Here is a 17,489-nt window from a genome sequence, read left to right on the forward strand (position 1 = left end):
CACGGCCATGACCGGTCGCCTGCCTGCACACCTCGAAGTGAGCGGACTGATTCGCCGGGTGAGTGCTGCCGGCGGCTTCGCGGCGGTCTTGCGCAAGGGCGAACCCGATGCCGGGACGATCCTAATCGTATTGCTGGAAAATGGCCGGAATGCGCGACTTTTCGAGCGTATTCCGCAAGCTGATGGCACCCGGAAATGGGCCTGTACCAGGCAGGAAGACGCTGAAAACAAACAGGACTTCGCCGACTACCTGAACCGGAGGGGAGATCGCGATCCGGACCTGTGGGTGGTCGAACTTGATGTCGCACAGGGCGAACGGCTCATCGGCAATGGCGACGATTGCTGATTGACTTGCAAGCTTTGCAAGTTAAAGGCCGCCTCGCAAACGCGGAAGCGGCTCTGGGGGCATTTCGGCATACCGGGCTAGCACGCAGACGGGGAACTGTCGGCAGGATCGGGTTGGGTCAGGACGCTGTTACAGGTGTCAACCGCTTCCTCCTGCGTCGGATCGGTTCACCGCACTCGATTCTGATCGAATGCGAAGCAAAGTTAAATGGGCCAGCGCGGTTGCGGTGGCCGGGTCGCTCGCGACCATCGTGTTAAGCGCCCAGGGTTCGGGCGCGATCGCATCGGAAATGATCCCGGTGCTGGTCCAATCGGAACCCGTGACCGCAGCCGTCGAGGCCGGTCGACAGGTGCATTTCGTGGCCGAGCCGGTAGTGCAGCAAGTGCCCGGCAACCCGGCCCCCGCCGTCGAAAACAGCGACGATGACGCTGCCACCTTGCAGGAAGCCGTCGCCGATCAGCCGGTCGACGATACGCTGGGAAGCCAGTTGCGCTGCCTCGCTTCGGCCATCTATTTCGAAGCACGCGGCGAATCGCTGGAAGGCCAGCTTGCCGTCGGCCGGGTGATCGTCAACCGGTCGCAATCGGGCCGCTTCCCGGCCAGCTATTGCGGCGTCGTGCTCCAGCCATCGCAATTCTCGTTCCTGCGGGGTGGCCGGATACCCGGTGCGCGCGAGGCATCGCGTGACTGGCGTGAAGCGGTGGCCATCGCCCGCATCGCCGATGCCGGATCGTGGGCCAGCCCGGCCAAGGGCGCGCTGTTCTTCCACGCGACGCGCGTCTCCCCACGCTGGCGCCTGCAACGCATCGCCCGCGTCGACAATCACGTATTCTATCGCTGAGGAAGGGCCGGGGCGCGGCCCCGGCCGTCAGGCGGCGATCCGCACCCAGACGGGGGCGTGATCGCTGGCCTTTTCCCGGCCACGATGCGCCTTGTCCACCCCGCATTCGACCAGCCGGTCGGCCAGTTCGGGGGAGAGCAGGGCGTGATCGATCCGAAACCCGTGGTCGCGCTGCCAGGCTCCGGCCTGGTAATCCCAATAGGTCCACACTCCGCCACGCGGATTGTGCAGCGCCAGCGCATCGGTCCAGCCATCGCCCAGCAGCCGGATATAGGCATCGCGCGATTGCGGCTGCATCAGCGCATCGCTTGCCATCGCCGGGGGTGACCAGACGTCGCGGTCGGTCGGGATGACGTTATAGTCTCCGGTGACGATCGCGGGCACTTCCTCGGCACGGATCTGCGCCATGCGCGTGCGCAGGCGTTCCATCCAGCGCAGCTTGTAGGCGAATTTGGGCCCCGGCTCGCCATCGTGGAAGACGGGGTTGCCGTTCGGCAGGTAGATGCACACCACCCGGACGCCGAACACGTCCGCCTCCAGGTAACGCGAATGTTCGTCCTCAGGCTCGCCCTCAAGCCCGCGACGGACTTCGCGGGGAGCTTCGCCGTCCGCCAGGATGGCGACGCCGTTGAAGCCTTTCTGGCCGTGCCAGATGCCGTGATAGCCCAGCTTCTCGAACTCGGCGATCGGGAAGCCTTCGTCCTGGCTCTTGATTTCCTGCAGGCAGGCGACGGCGGGGCGGGTTTCCTCCAGCCATTCGAGCAGCCGCGGCAGCCGCGCCTTGACGCCGTTGATATTGAAGCTGGCGATTTTCAAATCGAGAAGCTCGATCCGCAACCACAGCCCGATGCGGCGTTGGGATTGTCCACCCGGAACGCCGCCCCGCCCAGCGATTCGACGTAGTCCACCACGCAGCCGCTGACGAGATCAAGGCTGGCGGGATCAACCACCAGCCGCACCCCGGCGGTTTCCGAAACCGCATCCTCGGCATCGACATCGTCCGCCAGCCCGAACCGGTACTGGAAGCCGGAGCAGCCGCCGCCTTCGACCGACAGGCGCAGGATCGCGGGTTTTCCCTGTTTGCCGGCGATCGCGGCCACGCGGGTGGCGGCCGCCGTGCTCAGGCTGACGGGTGCCGGGCCGGCATCGGGGAGGGCGGAAGACTGGGGTGCGGGCTGATCCATGCCACCGAATGTAGGCCGCGCCGCGCATCACCACAAGGCGTGCGCGAAAAGGGAAGGGCGGCGCGCTCGCGCCCCGCCCGCAAGGCAGACGGGAAACCCGTCAGGCCGTCTGGATATAGGTCCGCATCTGCGCGGCTTCGCGTTCCACCTTGTCGAGCCGGTGCTTCACCAGATCGCCGATCGAGACGAACGCGATCATCCGCTTGCCTTCGACGATCGGCAGATGGCGGATGCGGCGCTGGGTCATCAGCGTCAGCGCTTCGAGCGCCGATGTTTCGGCCGTGGCGGTGACCGGCGGCGTGGTCATCACCTGGCCCACCGGCAGGGCCAGAACGCCGGCACCTGATTCGCGCAGGCGATAAATCACGTCTCGTTCGGAAAAGATGCCGACCAGTTCCTGCCCATCCATCACCGGCAGCGCGCCGATGCGTTGTTCGGCAAGCAATTCAATAGCCTTGCTGACGGCCGTAGCGACAGAGCAGGTAATCGGGGCACGACGACCCACAATAATCCGACCAATGGTCATGTATGGCTCTCCCTTTTTCTGATTTTCGCCCTCGCTGGAGCAGGAAGAGTGTAACACAATTGCGACAAGTTCCAAACGCGGGCGGCAGGTCCTTGCGCCGTGCAGACGTTGTTGGTGGTCAGGGGGCGTGGGAAAGATCAGGAAGAATGGTTCACGCGGAGACGCGGAGGCGCAGAGAACCTGCACGGCACCGCAGGCTCCTGCTCATTCTCAACGTCGCGGAAAACGCATGGTTGAACAGGAGTGCCGGGCTGCGCCAATCGCAACACCTCTGCGCCTCCGCGCCTCCGCGTGAACCATTTTCGCCACCGGCGGCCAAACGCGCCGCCGCCCTCCCAATAATCGTCGCCCTGAACTTGGTTCAGGGCCCATCAGGCCGTTGGCCCCGCCGCTTCGGTGGTGCGCTGCCTTGAGGTCAGGAAACCGAGACGCAAGGTCGCGCGCCACGCCGAACACCGGCAAGGCGGCCCCATGGATGCTGAAACAAGTTCAGCAAGACGGAGCCGGGTTCACCATGCAAGCCTCATCGGCGGTTTCGGGGCATGCAAAGATCGGGAAGAATGGATCACGCGGAGACGCGGAGGCGCAGAGAGCTTGCCGAGTGCCGCAGGATTCTGCTCACCCTCAACGTGGAGACAAACGCCTCCGTTGAATAGAGGCGCGTGGCGGAACCAGGGCGCAACACCTCCGCGCCTCCGCGTGAACCGTCTTTCGACCGATCCGGTCGAGCGCGCGCTCTGCGTAGGGGTGCGTACCGGGTTCGCGCCTCCTCAGACAGTCATCGCCCTTGCGGCGGGCGCGGGCGCGTTTCATGAGGGGGCGATGATTCCCCGGTCTCCTCTCGACGATCCGCACAAGGCGGCACACGCCTGGGCGCGCTATCGGCGGATCATGCGGTGGATGATGACCGTGACGGTGGGGCTGGTCATCGCCTCGGTGATCCTGCTCTACCGCGAGAACGGCATGGTCTCGGTCCATTTCTATATCGCTACCGCGCTGGGCGTCGGGTTCACGATGCTGCTGGCCTCGGCACTGATGGGGCTGGTTTTTTTGTCGAGTGGCACGGGGCACGACGACGCGATCATCGATCCGCTGGACGAGGAGCGGGACTAGGCGGCGCGAACAAATTCAGCGCAGCCCTTAACGACCGAGATAGGGTGGGGAGAGGACGTTCGTCAGTCCCTTTCTTCAAGGCGTATGCAAGCGCGGAAAGCGCCACCCTTTGTTTCCTGCCGGTGCCAGACTTCAACAATATGGTAGTATTTGAAATAACCGGGCGGAGTGTCGATTGAAAGATATTCGCCAATGCGCGGCAGGAACTCAAACTCAGTCGTGAATAGCGGCTCCAAGGCGTCTTCGTGGTCAAAGGCTTCTACTATCGGCATGGTGGCACGTTATCCACGCGGGGGAATGTCTGCAACGGGGCGAAACCGGACGTTAGAATTTTGTCCACGCGCCCTAGGGCCCTGACCCTAGGAGCGCAGGCGGAAGTCCTCCACCGGGACGCCGCCGATGAGGTGTTCCTGGATGATCCGTTCGAGCGCCGTCTCATCGCATGAATGATACCAGACGCCATCGGGCCAGACCACGGCGACCGGCCCGGCAGCGCAGACGCGCAGGCAATCGGCCTTGGTGCGCAGCACGCCGCCGCCTTCGTCCGGGGCATCGAGGCCCAGTTGCTTGAGCCGCTTCTTCAGATAGTTCCACGCCGCCTTGCCCCGCGCCGGGGTGCAGCATTCGCCCTTTTCCGGCTGCGCGCACAGGAAGATGTGGCGGCGGGCGCTGTCGGCCCCGGTCTTTTCCAGCGCGGCGCGGGCGCGGGCGATTTCGGCCGGTCCGGCGGTCATGGCCGCAACATCAGCGTGTGCGCCTTTTCGACGAAGGCTGCCGGCAATGGCATTGCCACCCCCGCCGATGTCGCGGTGACGACGACACTGCGCGCGAAGGCCACCGCGCGATTGTCTTGCGTGGCGAGCTGGAGCAGCGTCAGGCTGGAGCGGCCAAGGCGCTCATAAGCACTGTGGACCGTCACCGGCGTGTCGACGTGCGTCTGTTCGAGAAATTCGATCGCGATGCTGACCAGCATCGACTTGCTTTCACCCAGATCGTCGTAAAAGCCGTTGCTGCGATTGAAGCAGAACCGCGCGTCTTCCATGAACATGGCCATGGCGGCATTGTTGACGTGCATGTTGTAATCGAGATCGCCGAAACGCGGCATGATGACATGCCGTCCGGTGTATCGCGACGGGTTCAGAAGGCTGGGATCGGGCTTGGGCATCGGCACTCCCTAGGCAAGCCCAGGGATGAGGTCCAGCCGGGACGATCAGTCCCTCTTGCCGACGATCCGGGCGATTTCGGCGGCGACCATCCGCTCCACCAGCGGCGGCAGGTTCTTTTCCAGCCATTCGGCAAGGGCAGGCTTGAGCAGTTCGCGCGTCAGCCCTTCGAGCGAGGTTTCGCCCGAGCGGACGATCTGCGGCGGCACGCCCGGTTCGGACAGCATCGCCAGCGCGGCCAGCGAATCGCGCATCGATTCGCGCACTGCTTCGCCGACCAGCGGCGCTTCGCCGCCTGCATCGCGGGCCGTGGCCTCGGAGGAGCCGATCCACTGCGCTTCGGCGGACAGTTCCAGCACATCGTTCGGGGCATCCGGTTCGGGCGCAGGCGGCTGCGGGCGGCGCGGTTCGGCGTAAGCGGTCATATCGCCGCTGCCATCGCGCGCGATCACTTTCTTGATCGAGGCGAGGATATCCTCAACCGAAGGTTCGCCAGCCTGACGCATCAATAAGCCCCCTGATCTGCGAGCCCGGACAGCACCGGCGATCGCACTATCCTGATCCTGCCACGGACGGGGGCATGGAATCAAGCAGTGCAAACGGCCTGTTAATCGTGAATTTCGCCGTCCTGTACCGGCGTGTCAACGGTCCGGGTCGCCTTGGCTGCGGGGGCGGGATCGTTCTCCCAGTCGAACCACTTGCCGCTCGCCCGGTCGGCGTTCACCTTGGGATCGTACAGCGTGAGGTTGTCGAGATTGAGGTCACGCGCCTCAGCCCGGCCCATCGCCGCCAGCAGAGTGAACCCGGCCACGTAGGCGTTGCGCCGCGCGACCACCAGTTGCACTTGCGCCCGCAACGCTTCCTGCTCGGCATCGAGGATATCGAGGATGGTGCGGTTGCCCACGCTGTTTTCGGCGCGCACCCCTTCGAGGCTGAGCGCGGCGGCATCGACCGCCGTCTGGTTGAGGTCGATCAGCCGGGTCGCGGCCTGCCAGGCGGTCCAGGCCGAACGCACCTGGGCAATGACGTTGCGTTCGGCAGCGATTTCCTGCTCCATTGCGGCACCGGCCAGCGCCTGTGCCTGACGGCGCTGCGCGGCGGGGCGACCGCCTTGGTAAAGCGGTATCGACAGGCGAACGGTGAACTGGGCGTCGTTGCTGCTCTGCGTGACCGGAAAGCCGGGAACGGTGGTGGAGGCCGATCCCAGCGAGTTGTTATAGGTATCGGTCACCCCGGCGCTCACCGTGGGTAGCCGCGCGGCACCGGCCACGTCGATCGCGTGGTCCGCCGCCTCGATCCGTTCGCGGGCGGCGACCAGATCGGGGTTGTTGTCCAGCGCCACGTCAACCGCCTCCTGCGGCGTCTGCGGCAGGCCGGGGAGGGGAGGGGGCGGGGCCAGCGTGCCCGGGGCCCGGCCGACGAGCTGGATGTACCGTTCGCGCGCGGACGCAAGGTTCGCTTCGGCGCTGCGCACGTCGCCGCGCGCCAGCGCAAGCCGGCTCTGCGACTGGGCGACGTCGGTGCGGGTCAGGTCGCCGATCTCGAACCGGTCGCTCGTGGCTTGCAGGTTGGTGGTCAGGACATCGGCATTGTTGCGGTTCAGCCGGACCAGCGCCTCGTTCTGGATCACGTCCATATAGGCGGCGACGACCTGGCTGAAGATCTGCGATTCGGTCGATCGCAGGTCCGCCTCGCCGGCTTTCACTTGCGACCGGGCGACCTTGATCTGGTTCTTCACCCCGCCGCCCTGATAGATCGGCACGGTCAGGCTCGGCTGGAGGTTGATCCCGCGCTTGACCGAAAAGGTCGACGAGTTCTGGCTGCTTTGGATGTTTTCGAAGTAGGTGTTGTCAGCCGAGGCGCTCGGGCGGCCGGCGGCCTTGGCGATGGCCACATCCTCGTCCGTCTCGCGGAGCTGCGCGCGCGCGGCCGCAAGAGTCGGGTTATCGGCATAGGCCTGGGCCAGCGCGTCGCGCAGCGTATCCGCGCTCACCGGGGCCGAGATGACCGCAAGGCACGCGCAGGCCATAAGCCCGGCGCGCGCCGCCCGCCGGTCCATGGTCAGAAGCTCCAGCGTTTGGGCGCCGCGAACTCGGGAAGGACGGCGAACCCCAGCTCGGCCAGCGGCTGCAGCGCCACCTGGCCCGAAGCCTTGCAACCGGCGGCGAGGCGGGTGACGCCGCGCAGCGATAGACCGGTGACCACGCGGCCGCCTTCGGCCAGCCGGGCAACCAGCGCAGCGGGCAGTTCCTCGACCGCGCCGTCGATCACGATCAGCGAGTACGTGCCGGCACCCGCCGCATTGGCGGCATCGGCCGGGGCCACGCTGTCGAGCGAGCCGACGAACGGGCGCAGCAGCGCGGCCAGATAGCCCGCACCATCACCCACCAGCAGCGCGGTATCGCTCTTTTCCGGCGCGGCTTCCGCCAGCACTTTGGCACAGACCAGCGGCGAGGCGAGCCAGCGGCCGTCGCCCAGGGCAATGCCGCGATCGATATAGGCCGCTTCCTTGAGGTCCGCGGGCACGAAATCCTCGCGCGCGACCTGACCCATCGCTTCGAGCACCCACTGCTCGTTCACGCCGCAGGTGCGAAGCTGGCTGACGATCATGGCGCGCCGGGCGGCAGGGATGGCGGTGGCGGAAGGGGTGGACCGATCCTCGGTCAGGGTCATCAGACGGGTTTCCTCATGTCGTTCACGGCAGCCCCGGCGGTACGGCGCGATGCCGGAGCCCGGCGCACCGTCGCCGGCGCGCGCGACGGGCCTTCTAAGCCAAGCGCGCAATCTCGCCAAGCTCTTTGACTGCGTCCCCGATCGGGGACTATGGGGGCCGCAAACCGTTCAACCCGGGAGCCCGCACGTCATGGCCGAAATGGTGACCATCCGCGAAGACGACCTTATCGAAAGCGTCGCCGATGCACTGCAATATATCAGCTACTTTCATCCGATGGACTACATCCGCGCGCTGGGTGAGGCCTACAAGGCCGAACAGGGCCCCGCCGCCAAGGACGCCATCGCCCAGATCCTGACCAACAGCCGGATGTGCGCCGAGGGTCACCGGCCGATCTGCCAGGACACCGGCATCGTCAATGTCTTCATCGAATGGGGCCAGAACTGCCGGCTGGAATCGGACAGGTCGCTGCAGGACGTCGTCGATGAGGGCGTGCGCCGGGCCTATAACCATCCGGAAAACAAGCTGCGCGCCTCGGTGCTTGCCGATCCCGCCTTTACCCGCCGCAACACGAAGGACAACACGCCCTGCGTGCTGTCTGTGTCGATGGTACCGGGCTCGAAGGTGTCGGTCGATGTCGCGGCCAAGGGCGGCGGCTCGGAAAACAAGTCCAAGTTCAAGATGATGAACCCCAGCGATTCGATCGTCGACTGGGTGATCGAGATGCTGCCGCAGATGGGGGCCGGCTGGTGCCCGCCCGGCATGCTGGGCATCGGCATCGGCGGCACGGCGGAGCACTGCGTCGCGCTGGCCAAGAAATCGCTGATGGAGCCGATCGACATGGCCCAGCTCAAGGAGCGCGGGCCGCAGACCGATATCGAGAAGCTGCGCGTCGAAATCTTCGACAAGGTCAACGCGCTGGGCATCGGCGCGCAGGGGCTGGGCGGGCTTTCGACCATCCTCGACGTCAAGATCCTGGATTGGCCGTGCCACGCCGCCGGCAAGCCGGTGGCGATGATCCCCAACTGCGCCGCGACCCGTCACGCGCACTTCACGCTGGACGGATCGGGGCCACGCTTCCTCGAAACCCCCAAGCTCGATGAATGGCCGCAGGTCCACTGGACGCCGAGCGCGGCGGCGAAGAAGGTCAACCTCGACACGCTGACCGCCGAAGAGGTGCAGAGCTGGAAGCAGGGCGATCGCCTGCTGCTGAACGGCAAGATGCTCACCGGCCGCGATGCCGCGCACAAGCGCATCGCCGACATGCTGGCGCGTGGCGAGGCGCTGCCGGTCGATTTCCGGGGCCGCGTGATCTACTATGTCGGGCCGGTCGATCCGGTGCGCGACGAAGTGGTCGGCCCCGCCGGACCGACCACCGCCACCCGCATGGATTCGTTCTCCGATACGATGCTGGACCTCGGCCTCCTCGCCAGCATCGGCAAGTCCGAGCGTGGCCCTGCGGCCACGCGCTCGATCGCCGACCACAAGTCGGCCTATCTGATGGCGGTGGGCGGTGCGGCTTACCTTGTTGCCCGCGCGATCAAGCAGGCAAAGGTCGTCGGGTTCGAGGACCTCGGCATGGAAGCGATCTACGAATTCACCGTGGAAGACATGCCGGTGACGGTCGCGGTCGATTCGGAAGGCAACAACGTCCACCAGATCGCCCCGCTGCACTGGAAGGACAAGATCGCCAAGGAAGGCCTTCTGACTCAGTAAAAACAGGGTGGCCCGGCTTGCGTGCAGCCGGGCCGTCACCTTCGTCCGGCGTGTTTCGACCAAGCGCCGATTCCGCCCGACCGGGGAACTGGCGCAAGACCCGTGTTTCGCGCTATCCCGGCGGCAATGACGGTCGACCAGAACACCAACACCCCCCGCGTTCCCACCAGGCTGGTCGTGCTGTCGCTGGTGGCGCTATGGGCCTGCTACTTCGTTGTCGCCACCTTGCGCGGCGCGTTCCTCGGCCTTGATCTGGGTTGGGACATTGTCTCGCGGCGGCTGACGATCTGCGTCCTGTCGCTGTTCACGATGCTGGCGGTCTGGCCGCTGCTGCAATTGCTTGAACGCCGACCGCCGTGGCTGCGGCTGGCAGTCGTGGTCACCGGCGCGCTGCCGCTGGCGCTCCTGCTCAGTGTCATCAACAATTCGGTGTTCGCCGAAATCGATGCGCGGATGGCTAGTCCCGATGAAGCGGCCGCCGCCGCCGACGAGGAGGCCGAAAGGGAGGAAGGCAAGGTCCGCATAGAGCGGGATGAAAGCGGCAACCTGCTGGTCGATGTGCCGGGCGTGACCATCATCCGCACGCCCAAGGCCCCGGCCCCGCCTGTCCCGCCCGTGCCACCTTCGGGAGACAGCGCCACGCCGCCGCCGATTCCGGCCCTGCCCGACGTGCCGTCTGAAGCGGAAACGCCGTCCAAAGGCACCCAGCGGATCGAAATCCACACCGGCAAGACCACGCACACCGTGGTCAAAGCCAAGGACGAAGGCTGGTTCGAAATCGTCGATGCCGCCTTCAGCCGCTATTTCCTCGTCCTCGCCTGGGCCGCGCTTTATTTCGCCTTCGCCAAGGCCGAGGAAGCACGCGCCGCCGAACATCGCGAGGGGGAATTCCGGCGCGCGGCAGCGGCAGCGGAACTGCGATCACTGCGCTATCAGGTGAACCCGCACTTCCTGTTCAACACGCTGAATTCGCTGTCGGCGCTGGTGCTGACCAACCGGCACGACGATGCCGAGCGGATGATCCAGACCCTTTCCAACTTCTATCGCCGCACGCTGACCGGCGATCCCACCAGCGACCTGACGCTGGCGGACGAGGTGGAACTGCAGAAGCTCTACCTCGCGATCGAGGCGGTGCGCTTCCCCGATCGCTTGCGCACGCAATTCGATATCGATCCCGCGCTGGGGGCGGCGATGGTGCCGGGCATGATCCTGCAGCCGCTGGTGGAAAATTCGGTCAAGTACGCGGTCGCCGCCAGCCAGGCACCGGTGACGATCTCGATCACGGCACGGCAATCGCGCCTCGGCGGGATCGACTATCTCGATCTCAGTGTCAGTGACGACGGTCCCGGCCGCCCCGGCGAAGGCGACAAGCCCGGCTTCGGCATCGGCCTCGGCAACGTCCGCGATCGCCTGCGCGCGCGCTATGGCGCTGCTGCCAAGGTGCGCTTCGGCCAGCGGCCCGAAGGCGGATTTGCCACCATGCTCACCCTGCCGCTTGAATGGAACGGCGCAAACGGGCACTCCTGAGCCCGGTTAGAGCCAAGCGCGTAAGATCTGAATCACTTGTGGCGCAGATTGAACGCACGATGCTCCAGGTTACGGGAGTTTGTCCGGGTGCTGCGAACCCTGATCGTCGATGACGAACCGCTCGCGGTGGAACGGTTGCAGGTCATCTGCGCCCGGCAGGACGGCGTGCAGGTGGTGGGCACCGCCAGCGACGGCGAAAGCGCGCTGCGGCTGGTCGCGGCCCTGGAACCCGATCTGGTGCTGCTTGATCTGACCATGCCGGGGATCGATGGCCTCACCGTCGCCCGCCGCCTGTCCGACCAGGCCGAGGCTCCGGCGCTGATCTTCGTCACCGCGCACGATGAATTCGCGGTCGAAGCGTTCGATCTCGATGCGGTCGATTATGTCCTGAAGCCGGTCGCGCCCGATCGCCTCGCCCGCGCCGTCAGCCGCGTCCAGGCCCGCCGCAGCGGCGCGCCGGTCATGGCAGAGCCCGAGCAGGAAGCCTGCTGGCTCACCGAATTCTGGGTCCCCCACCGCTCCGAACTGATCCGCATCGCCGCCGAAACCGTCCGCCGCATCGACGCCGAGCGTGACTATGTAAGGCTCCACACCGGCGATCAGAGCTACCTTATGCTCCAGACGATCACCGGCCTGGAGGAAAAGCTCGACCCCGAGCGCTTCATCCGCATCCACCGCAGTTGCATCCTCAACCGCGATACCGTCACCGGCCTGCGCCACGATGGCGTAGGCGTATGGTCCGCCGAAACCGCAGACGGCGAAGCGCTGCGGATCGGCCGGACGTATCTGCCGGCGGTGAAGAAGATGGCAGGGCGGTAGACTTCATCGTCTCCCGATTGGTCATGCTGAACTTGTTTCAGCATCCATCGGGCCGCCTTGCCGGTGTTCGGCATGGTGCGCGACCTTGCGTTTCGGCTGCGTGACCGCGAGGCGGCGCACCACCGAAGCGGCGGGGCCAACGGCCTGATGGGCCCTGAACCAAGTTCAGGGCGACGATTTATTGGAAGGATGGCTGTGCCTTTGGCCGGCCGGTGGCGAAAATGGTTCACGCGGAGGCGCGGAGGCGCAGAGGTGTTGCGCTTGGCGCAGCGCTGCATCCTTATTCAACGGGGCGTTTGCCTCCACGTTGAGGGTGAGCAGAATCTTGCGGCACTCACCAAGTTCTCTGCGCCTCCGCGCCTCCGCGTGAATCATTCTTACTGATCTTTTCTTCCTGGTCTTTGCATGCGCCCATGCCCGGCGCGATCCGGATCGCGCCCTTTCCTACAACCTGCGCTTTGAGGCATGATCCACCCCGGTTCTTCTCATGGTCATCGGCAGATTCCGGCGGTCTGAGAGCGTTTTTGGCCTGCACAGTGTAACTTTCGCATTTCGTACATAGAAAGTTGAAAAAACTAGATAAAATCGGAAAAACGAAAGTTACACAGTGTAACCTTTGTAACTTTCGCCCCGGCGGCCGGGCCAAGGAAAAAGGCCGCCCGGCGGATTGCCGGACGGCCTTTCAAGTCTGGTCACGCATGCCTTCTTCGGGGACACTCCATGGACGGCGGCGGGGCTGCGACGAAGCGGGGGGTAAGGGTCGTCAGCCGGTCCCGGTCGCCGGAAGCGTTGGCCGCGGATCAGCCGCCCAGGCGGGCGTTGTTGACCTTTTCGGCGATCGCGGTGCGGGTCCGGCTCGAAACGCCGGCGTAGCACTGGCGCGATTCGGCGCTGGGAATGCGGGTGCCGGTGGTCACATCGTCCATGCCGCAGACCGAGCGGGCGGCCTTGTCGATCCGGTGTTCGAGGGTGCGCTGGCCCTCGGCGCTCGACAGGTCGAGGTCCTTGAACGAGACGGCGATGCTCTTGCCGGCGGGTTCGGCGGCGAACGAAGGGGCGGCGGCAGCAACGAGAGCGGCGGCGATCGTGGCGATGGCGAAAGTGCGGGTCATGTCAAAGTCCTCCTCTGGTCGATCGCCGCTGCGGGGGGTGTTGCGGGGGCAGGCGATCGGTGTGAAGCCTGTTTGGCGGCAATCGCGTGCCGCTTCACGCGAAGGTCGATCTGTCGCCGAACCGGCTCGACCAAGGACAAGCGGCTGCCACGAACGACATCTGGGCACGACGAACGACATGCCGGCGGCGGCGCGCACAGACTTGCGGGCGAATCGCGTGGGGCGCATAGTGCGCCGGAACTTCCCCGGTTCTGTCCTCGCACGCGGATTTTGCGTTCATGGTCCTGTTCATTGTCTTCCTGCTGGGCATCGCCAACTTCGCCGCGCACAAGGCGGTGCTGGAAAGCGGCCATCCGATCATCACGCGCATGGCGTTCCTGTTCGGACGCGACGGCCTGCGCCCCAGCCTGCTGATCGAATTCGCGGTGCTGCTGGCGGTGATGGCGCTCATCAATGTGGCCGCGCCGGCCAGCGCACCCGGTCTTACCCTGTTCTACGCGCTCTATTCGCTCGGCAATCTGGTATCCGCCTGGATGGTCCTGCGCGGCCGGGTATAGCGACAGGGAACCTGCGCCGCCGCGCCCGGTTCCTCCGCAAGAACCGGCATTTTTCCGCCAACCAGGCCGCAGGGCCCCCGCGACAAGGAACCGACATGGACCACGCCCGCACCTCGCCCCGGATCTGGCTGGTTCGCAACCCGGCCAGCGGCAGCAACGACGAAGACGCCTGCGCGACGCTGAAGGCGGCTTTTGCCGAGGCCGGGCTCGATCTGGCGCGCGAAATCCTCTTTCCCGACGACCCCGCCCCGTCACCGGATCGGCTCGATGAAGCCTCGGTCGATATCCTCGCGGTGTTTGCCGGCGATGGCACAACCCATGCCGTGCTCGGCGCGGTGCAAGGCTGGGGCGGGGCGGTGCTGGTGCTGCCCGGCGGCACGCAGAACCTCTTGTCCAAGCGGTTGCACGGCGATGTTCCGCCGGGCGAGATCGTCGGCCGGGTCGGGGGTGGGGAAGGGCGGCGGATCCGCCCCCCGGTGCTGCATACGCGGCATGGCGATGGCTATGCCGATATGCTGGCGGGGCCCGGCGCGGTATGGTCCGATGTCCGCGAGGCGATGCGCGAGGCCAATCTCATGGAACTGGTCAGCACCACCACGGAGGCGATCGCCCGTACTACCCAGGGGCCGCGCGTCATCTGCGACGGTGTCGACGGCGGCCGTGAGGACGGCTATGCGGCGATCAATGTGACCCCGCTCGACGCCGGCCTTGAAACCAATGGCTACTATGCCGATACGCTGGGCGATCTCGCCGGGCAGGGGCTGGCCATGCTGGGGCGCAACTTCCGCGAAGGGCCGCACGATGAGCTGGGCCATCACCGGACGCTGCACTTGCGCAGCACCACCGGCGAGCCGATGGAACTGCTGATCGATGGCGAACCGTTCGACGGTGCGGCTGAGGAAGTGGTGGAACTGGCGCCGTCGCGCGTCGATATGCTGGCGACTTGCCCCCAAGCCGGGCCCGCGACCTGAAGGACCCTTGATGACAGAGCGCCCGATCCGGCTGTTCCATATCAGCGATATCCATTTCGGGCTGGAAGATGCGCGCGCGATCCGTTGGGCGCAGGATGCGGTGGCGGATGAACGGCCCGACGCGGTGATCATCACCGGCGATCTGACGATGCGCGCGCGCAGCCGCGAATTCACCGCTGCCTGCCACTGGATCCAGGCGCTGGACGTGCCGGTCTCGGTCGAGGTCGGCAACCACGACATCCCCTATTTCAACCTGTATGAGCGCTTCTTCGCGCCCTACCGCCGCTTTCGCGCGATCGAGCATCTGGTGGAGGCGGAGATCGATCTGCCGGGGCTGGCGATCGTCCCGCTCAAGACCACGACGCGGGCGCAATGGCAGCGTTTTCCGTGGTCCAACGGCTGGGTGACCGCGGCGGCGCTGCAACAGACGCTCACGGCGATCGACGCGCTGCCCGCCGGCACCCGCGCGCTGGTGGCTTGCCACCATCCGCTGCCCGAGCGGCGCGAAAAGGACGGCAAGCTGCTGACTATCAACGGTGACCATGCGATGGCGGCGCTGGCAGGGCGCAATGTGCTGGCGGTGCTGTCCGGCCATATCCACGATCCGTTCGACCTGACGGCGCAAACGGAGCAGGGGCCGCTGCGGATGATCGGCGCGGGCACGCTGTCGCGGCGGATTCGCTCCACCCCGCCCAGTTTCAACGAACTGGTGGTCATCGGCGATACGGTGCGGGTGACCGCGCGCAATCTGGAACAGGTGCACACTGCGGACATGCAGATCCCGGCGCTGCCTGAAAACGCGCTGCCGCCACGTGAGCCGGGCGAGCCGGTGGCCCCGGTCGCGCATGTCCCGGCTGTCGATCCGCCGGTGCACTGATCCGCCCCGGCCTTGCCGAACGGAAAAGGGCCGCGCCGGACATGCCGACGCGGCCCTTTCCTTGCGGGGGCCGTCTTGTGCTCAGGGACGATCAGTAATCGTGATCGATCGAGCCGATGCCGTAGACGTTGCTGCGCAGAACCTGGGGCTTGCGGTGCAGCGATACCGAACCGACGCCGCGAATCTCCACATCGGCGAGATGGCGCGGCGCAATGTCCACGCTGCCGGCACCATCGACGCGCACGGTCGCGTCATCGCCTTCGACATCGGCAAGATCGAAGCTCCCCGCGCCCCGGGCATTGACCACCATCCGGCGCACCTTGCCCGAAGCGTCGAGCGAGACGGCACCATCGGCATCGATCCGCAGATCCTCCTGGTCGAGCCCGGCCAGGGTCACGTCGGCCGGGGCATCGAGGGCGAGGGCAGGGACCTGCGGGGCATAGAGCGTGACATGCAGGGTGCGATCGAGCTTCCCGCCGCCGCGCAGCGAAAGCCGTCCGTCCTTCCATGCCAGCCGTTCCACGGCAGCGGCGGGGCCGGCGATCTCGAGCCGGGCCTGGTCGCCCCGGGCGAATTCCAGGCTGACCGGGACGGCGATGGCCACCGTCTTGCCCGGATCGAGCGGCAGGTTGATCCGCTTGCGGGGGCCGTGCTCCTCGTGACCATCATCGTCGATGGTCCATTCGAACCCGTCGCCGCTGGCGATCTGGTCGTGGAGGGTCTTGCCGCCGACCAGCCAGGCGGCGGAGAAGGCAAGCACGGCAAGCACCATGCCACTGGCGAAAACGATGAGCAGTTTCCTGACCATGGGTATGACTCCTCAGGCCCGCGCCGGATCGGCGGGGTGGATGGCGGGTTCGATGACCCGATAGTGAAGGCGGCCGAACCACATCAGGGCGTTGACCACCCAGATGCCGACCAGCGTGAGCAGCGCTCCGGCTCCGACAGCGGCGGCCATCAGCCCGAGCCCCGCGAAAACGGCCACGAAGGCACCACCGGGAAAGCCGCTGAACGGCCCGGCGATCATCACGAAGCCGCCGGCGATGAAGATGGCGACCACCGCCACGAACAGGCCGAACATCACGCCCAGAACCGGCAGCACGATCGGCAGCAGGATCAGGATGTCGATCGTGGCGAGCCCCATGAAGGCCAGCACGGCGGCCCACGCCGAGGACGGGGTGCGGTCGCTCTGCCAGTTGCGGATGCCCGCTTCCAGCCGCAGCTCGCGCGCCAGCCGGCCCGGATTGCCGAGCGCTTCGGCGACTTCGGCTTCGGAGCGCCCTTCGGCCAGCGCGGCATCGAAGTGGGCGTCATAGTCCGCGACGATATCGGCCAGATCGGCTTCGGGAATGCCTTTCAGGCCGGCCTTGAGGCGGCGGATAAATTCGTTACGCGTCATGGACTTGCTCCCCCTCTTGCGCGACGGGCGTGGCAGCCGGTGCGGGGCTTTCGATCAGGCCTTCGACAGCGGTGACGAAGGCGCGCCATTCGGCCACCTGCGCCGCCAGCCGATCGCGGCCGACTTCGGTGATGCGGTAATACTTGCGGGGCGGACCCGAGGGCGATTCCTCAAGGTACGTGGCGACAAGGCCTTCGGACTGCATGCGCCGCATCAGCGGATAGATCGTCCCTTCGCCCATATCGACCGCGTCAGCCATGCGGCTGGCGATTTCATAGGCATAGCTGTCACCACGTGACAGCAGGGCGAGCACGCACAGGCCGAGAACCCCTTTCTTCAGTTGGACTTCGATGGCTTCGGACACGAATCATCTCCTGTGGATGAACATCATGTATCGCAAGCTATTGTGTGATGCAAGGTACCATGCATAGAAAAATACATATCGATGAAAGGTACCTGTTTTAAGAAGGTATCTGGCCATGCGCGCTGGCTACCAAAGAGGTTTTCCATGGGCGATGAGGCGTCTGCAAGACGGCGCAGATATGGCGCGTTGCGGCGGCGGACCTGGCCCCTGAGAAGGCTCCGTCCATCGCCGCTCAGTACGAGTGCTGGGTGAAAGGCAATCTGTTTGCGTGGACCTGACCACGCTGAAACCAACGGCGACGAT

Annotated in this window: 22 protein-coding genes; 9 read left to right on the forward strand and 13 right to left on the reverse strand. The window is 65.8% G+C overall.

Annotated features, from left to right (window positions below; genetic code table 11):
• Positions 1-7 precede the first annotated feature (7 nt).
• On the forward strand, positions 8-346 hold the full coding sequence (locus IE122_RS10205) for a DUF1491 family protein (RefSeq protein ID WP_189621068.1): 339 nt from the start codon (positions 8-10) through the stop codon (positions 344-346).
• A gap of 226 nt (positions 347-572) precedes the next feature.
• Positions 573-1,187 carry a cell wall hydrolase gene (locus tag IE122_RS10210; RefSeq protein ID WP_308430414.1) on the forward strand — a complete coding sequence of 205 codons (615 nt, stop codon included), beginning with the start codon at positions 573-575 and terminating at the stop codon, positions 1,185-1,187.
• A gap of 27 nt (positions 1,188-1,214) precedes the next feature.
• Here the strand turns inward: IE122_RS10210 and xth are convergent, their stop codons facing one another.
• From xth to IE122_RS10225, 3 genes are all read right to left on the reverse strand, one after another.
• Entirely contained in the window at positions 1,215-2,003 is a 789-nt protein-coding gene (xth, locus tag IE122_RS10215; protein ID WP_189621070.1) for an exodeoxyribonuclease III, read from the reverse strand.
• Positions 2,000-2,371 (reverse strand): HesB/IscA family protein, encoded by a 372-nt coding sequence (locus IE122_RS10220; RefSeq protein ID WP_189621071.1) that lies wholly within the window; start codon positions 2,369-2,371, stop codon positions 2,000-2,002. The genes xth and IE122_RS10220 overlap by 4 nt, the downstream gene beginning before the upstream one ends.
• Positions 2,372-2,471: 100 nt before the next feature.
• On the reverse strand, positions 2,472-2,897 hold the full coding sequence (locus IE122_RS10225) for a CBS domain-containing protein (RefSeq protein WP_189621072.1): 426 nt from the start codon (positions 2,895-2,897) through the stop codon (positions 2,472-2,474).
• 822 nt (positions 2,898-3,719) lie between these two features.
• Between IE122_RS10225 and IE122_RS10230 the strand changes: the two genes are divergently transcribed.
• On the forward strand, positions 3,720-4,010 hold the full coding sequence (locus IE122_RS10230) for a hypothetical protein (RefSeq protein ID WP_189621129.1): 291 nt from the start codon (positions 3,720-3,722) through the stop codon (positions 4,008-4,010).
• A gap of 62 nt (positions 4,011-4,072) precedes the next feature.
• Here the strand turns inward: IE122_RS10230 and IE122_RS10235 are convergent, their stop codons facing one another.
• The 6 genes from IE122_RS10235 to IE122_RS10260 form a co-directional block, all read right to left on the reverse strand.
• The gene (locus IE122_RS10235) at positions 4,073-4,282 is read right to left on the reverse strand and encodes a hypothetical protein (protein ID WP_189621073.1); all 210 of its coding nucleotides are present in this window, start codon (positions 4,280-4,282) and stop codon (positions 4,073-4,075) included.
• Positions 4,283-4,369: 87 nt separating this feature from the next.
• A complete protein-coding gene (locus tag IE122_RS10240; RefSeq protein ID WP_189621074.1) occupies positions 4,370-4,744 on the reverse strand; it encodes a (2Fe-2S) ferredoxin domain-containing protein in 375 nt (124 codons plus the stop codon).
• Positions 4,741-5,175, reverse strand: coding sequence for an acyl-CoA thioesterase (locus IE122_RS10245; protein ID WP_189621075.1), 435 nt, complete (start codon positions 5,173-5,175; stop codon positions 4,741-4,743). The genes IE122_RS10240 and IE122_RS10245 overlap by 4 nt, the downstream gene beginning before the upstream one ends.
• A 45-nt stretch (positions 5,176-5,220) precedes the next feature.
• Positions 5,221-5,679 carry a DUF2497 domain-containing protein gene (locus IE122_RS10250; protein WP_189621076.1) on the reverse strand — a complete coding sequence of 153 codons (459 nt, stop codon included), beginning with the start codon at positions 5,677-5,679 and terminating at the stop codon, positions 5,221-5,223.
• Positions 5,680-5,780: 101 nt separating this feature from the next.
• Complete coding sequence (locus tag IE122_RS10255) at positions 5,781-7,232, reverse strand: TolC family outer membrane protein (RefSeq protein WP_189621077.1); 1,452 nt, start codon at positions 7,230-7,232, stop codon at positions 5,781-5,783.
• Positions 7,233-7,234: 2 nt separating this feature from the next.
• Positions 7,235-7,846, reverse strand: coding sequence for a protein-L-isoaspartate O-methyltransferase family protein (locus tag IE122_RS10260; protein ID WP_189621078.1), 612 nt, complete (start codon positions 7,844-7,846; stop codon positions 7,235-7,237).
• A 190-nt stretch (positions 7,847-8,036) separates the two neighbouring features.
• Between IE122_RS10260 and IE122_RS10265 the strand changes: the two genes are divergently transcribed.
• From IE122_RS10265 to IE122_RS10275, 3 genes are all read left to right on the forward strand, one after another.
• On the forward strand, positions 8,037-9,560 hold the full coding sequence (locus IE122_RS10265; RefSeq protein WP_189621079.1) for a fumarate hydratase: 1,524 nt from the start codon (positions 8,037-8,039) through the stop codon (positions 9,558-9,560).
• Positions 9,561-9,686: 126 nt separating this feature from the next.
• On the forward strand, positions 9,687-11,087 hold the full coding sequence (locus tag IE122_RS10270) for a sensor histidine kinase (protein WP_189621080.1): 1,401 nt from the start codon (positions 9,687-9,689) through the stop codon (positions 11,085-11,087).
• Positions 11,088-11,177: 90 nt separating this feature from the next.
• The gene (locus tag IE122_RS10275; protein ID WP_189621130.1) at positions 11,178-11,906 is read left to right on the forward strand and encodes a LytR/AlgR family response regulator transcription factor; all 729 of its coding nucleotides are present in this window, start codon (positions 11,178-11,180) and stop codon (positions 11,904-11,906) included.
• Positions 11,907-12,706: 800 nt separating this feature from the next.
• Here the strand turns inward: IE122_RS10275 and IE122_RS10280 are convergent.
• Complete coding sequence (locus IE122_RS10280; RefSeq protein ID WP_189621081.1) at positions 12,707-13,018, reverse strand: UrcA family protein; 312 nt, start codon at positions 13,016-13,018, stop codon at positions 12,707-12,709.
• Between the two features lie 278 nt (positions 13,019-13,296).
• Between IE122_RS10280 and IE122_RS10285 the strand changes: the two genes are divergently transcribed.
• The 3 genes from IE122_RS10285 to IE122_RS10295 all read left to right on the forward strand — a co-directional run bounded on the left by IE122_RS10285 (position 13,297) and on the right by IE122_RS10295 (position 15,423).
• Positions 13,297-13,575, forward strand: a complete 279-nt coding sequence (locus IE122_RS10285) for a hypothetical protein (RefSeq protein WP_189621082.1) — start codon at positions 13,297-13,299, stop codon at positions 13,573-13,575.
• Positions 13,576-13,670: 95 nt separating this feature from the next.
• Entirely contained in the window at positions 13,671-14,546 is an 876-nt protein-coding gene (locus IE122_RS10290; RefSeq protein ID WP_189621083.1) for a diacylglycerol kinase family protein, read from the forward strand.
• A gap of 10 nt (positions 14,547-14,556) precedes the next feature.
• On the forward strand, positions 14,557-15,423 hold the full coding sequence (locus IE122_RS10295; protein WP_189621084.1) for a metallophosphoesterase family protein: 867 nt from the start codon (positions 14,557-14,559) through the stop codon (positions 15,421-15,423).
• A gap of 91 nt (positions 15,424-15,514) precedes the next feature.
• Here IE122_RS10295 and IE122_RS10300 read toward each other — a convergent pair whose 3' ends face one another.
• From IE122_RS10300 to IE122_RS10310, 3 genes are read right to left on the reverse strand one after another with little or no spacing between them, the layout of a single operon-like run.
• Positions 15,515-16,231 carry a GIN domain-containing protein gene (locus IE122_RS10300; protein ID WP_189621085.1) on the reverse strand — a complete coding sequence of 239 codons (717 nt, stop codon included), beginning with the start codon at positions 16,229-16,231 and terminating at the stop codon, positions 15,515-15,517.
• 12 nt (positions 16,232-16,243) lie between these two features.
• Positions 16,244-16,822, reverse strand: coding sequence for a DUF1700 domain-containing protein (locus IE122_RS10305; RefSeq protein ID WP_189621086.1), 579 nt, complete (start codon positions 16,820-16,822; stop codon positions 16,244-16,246).
• Positions 16,812-17,186, reverse strand: a complete 375-nt coding sequence (locus IE122_RS10310; RefSeq protein WP_189621087.1) for a PadR family transcriptional regulator — start codon at positions 17,184-17,186, stop codon at positions 16,812-16,814. The genes IE122_RS10305 and IE122_RS10310 overlap by 11 nt, the downstream gene beginning before the upstream one ends.
• Positions 17,187-17,489: the final 303 nt, after the last annotated feature.

The sequence above is a fragment of the Novosphingobium colocasiae genome (assembly GCF_014652555.1).
In the GTDB taxonomy this organism is placed as follows: domain Bacteria; phylum Pseudomonadota; class Alphaproteobacteria; order Sphingomonadales; family Sphingomonadaceae; genus Novosphingobium; species Novosphingobium colocasiae.

Coding starts and splice junctions, on each gene's coding strand:
- IE122_RS10205 (WP_189621068.1), top strand. CDS start 8: ATGACCGGTCGCCTGCCTGCACACCTCGAAGTGAGCGGACTGATTCGC.
- IE122_RS10220 (WP_189621071.1), bottom strand. CDS start 2,371: ATGGATCAGCCCGCACCCCAGTCTTCCGCCCTCCCCGATGCCGGCCCG.
- IE122_RS10225 (WP_189621072.1), bottom strand. CDS start 2,897: ATGACCATTGGTCGGATTATTGTGGGTCGTCGTGCCCCGATTACCTGC.
- IE122_RS10230 (WP_189621129.1), top strand. CDS start 3,720: ATGATTCCCCGGTCTCCTCTCGACGATCCGCACAAGGCGGCACACGCC.
- IE122_RS10235 (WP_189621073.1), bottom strand. CDS start 4,282: ATGCCGATAGTAGAAGCCTTTGACCACGAAGACGCCTTGGAGCCGCTA.
- IE122_RS10240 (WP_189621074.1), bottom strand. CDS start 4,744: ATGACCGCCGGACCGGCCGAAATCGCCCGCGCCCGCGCCGCGCTGGAA.
- IE122_RS10245 (WP_189621075.1), bottom strand. CDS start 5,175: ATGCCCAAGCCCGATCCCAGCCTTCTGAACCCGTCGCGATACACCGGA.
- IE122_RS10250 (WP_189621076.1), bottom strand. CDS start 5,679: ATGCGTCAGGCTGGCGAACCTTCGGTTGAGGATATCCTCGCCTCGATC.
- IE122_RS10255 (WP_189621077.1), bottom strand. CDS start 7,232: ATGGACCGGCGGGCGGCGCGCGCCGGGCTTATGGCCTGCGCGTGCCTT.
- IE122_RS10260 (WP_189621078.1), bottom strand. CDS start 7,846: ATGACCCTGACCGAGGATCGGTCCACCCCTTCCGCCACCGCCATCCCT.
- IE122_RS10265 (WP_189621079.1), top strand. CDS start 8,037: ATGGCCGAAATGGTGACCATCCGCGAAGACGACCTTATCGAAAGCGTC.
- IE122_RS10270 (WP_189621080.1), top strand. CDS start 9,687: ATGACGGTCGACCAGAACACCAACACCCCCCGCGTTCCCACCAGGCTG.
- IE122_RS10280 (WP_189621081.1), bottom strand. CDS start 13,018: ATGACCCGCACTTTCGCCATCGCCACGATCGCCGCCGCTCTCGTTGCT.
- IE122_RS10285 (WP_189621082.1), top strand. CDS start 13,297: ATGGTCCTGTTCATTGTCTTCCTGCTGGGCATCGCCAACTTCGCCGCG.
- IE122_RS10290 (WP_189621083.1), top strand. CDS start 13,671: ATGGACCACGCCCGCACCTCGCCCCGGATCTGGCTGGTTCGCAACCCG.
- IE122_RS10295 (WP_189621084.1), top strand. CDS start 14,557: ATGACAGAGCGCCCGATCCGGCTGTTCCATATCAGCGATATCCATTTC.
- IE122_RS10300 (WP_189621085.1), bottom strand. CDS start 16,231: ATGGTCAGGAAACTGCTCATCGTTTTCGCCAGTGGCATGGTGCTTGCC.
- IE122_RS10305 (WP_189621086.1), bottom strand. CDS start 16,822: ATGACGCGTAACGAATTTATCCGCCGCCTCAAGGCCGGCCTGAAAGGC.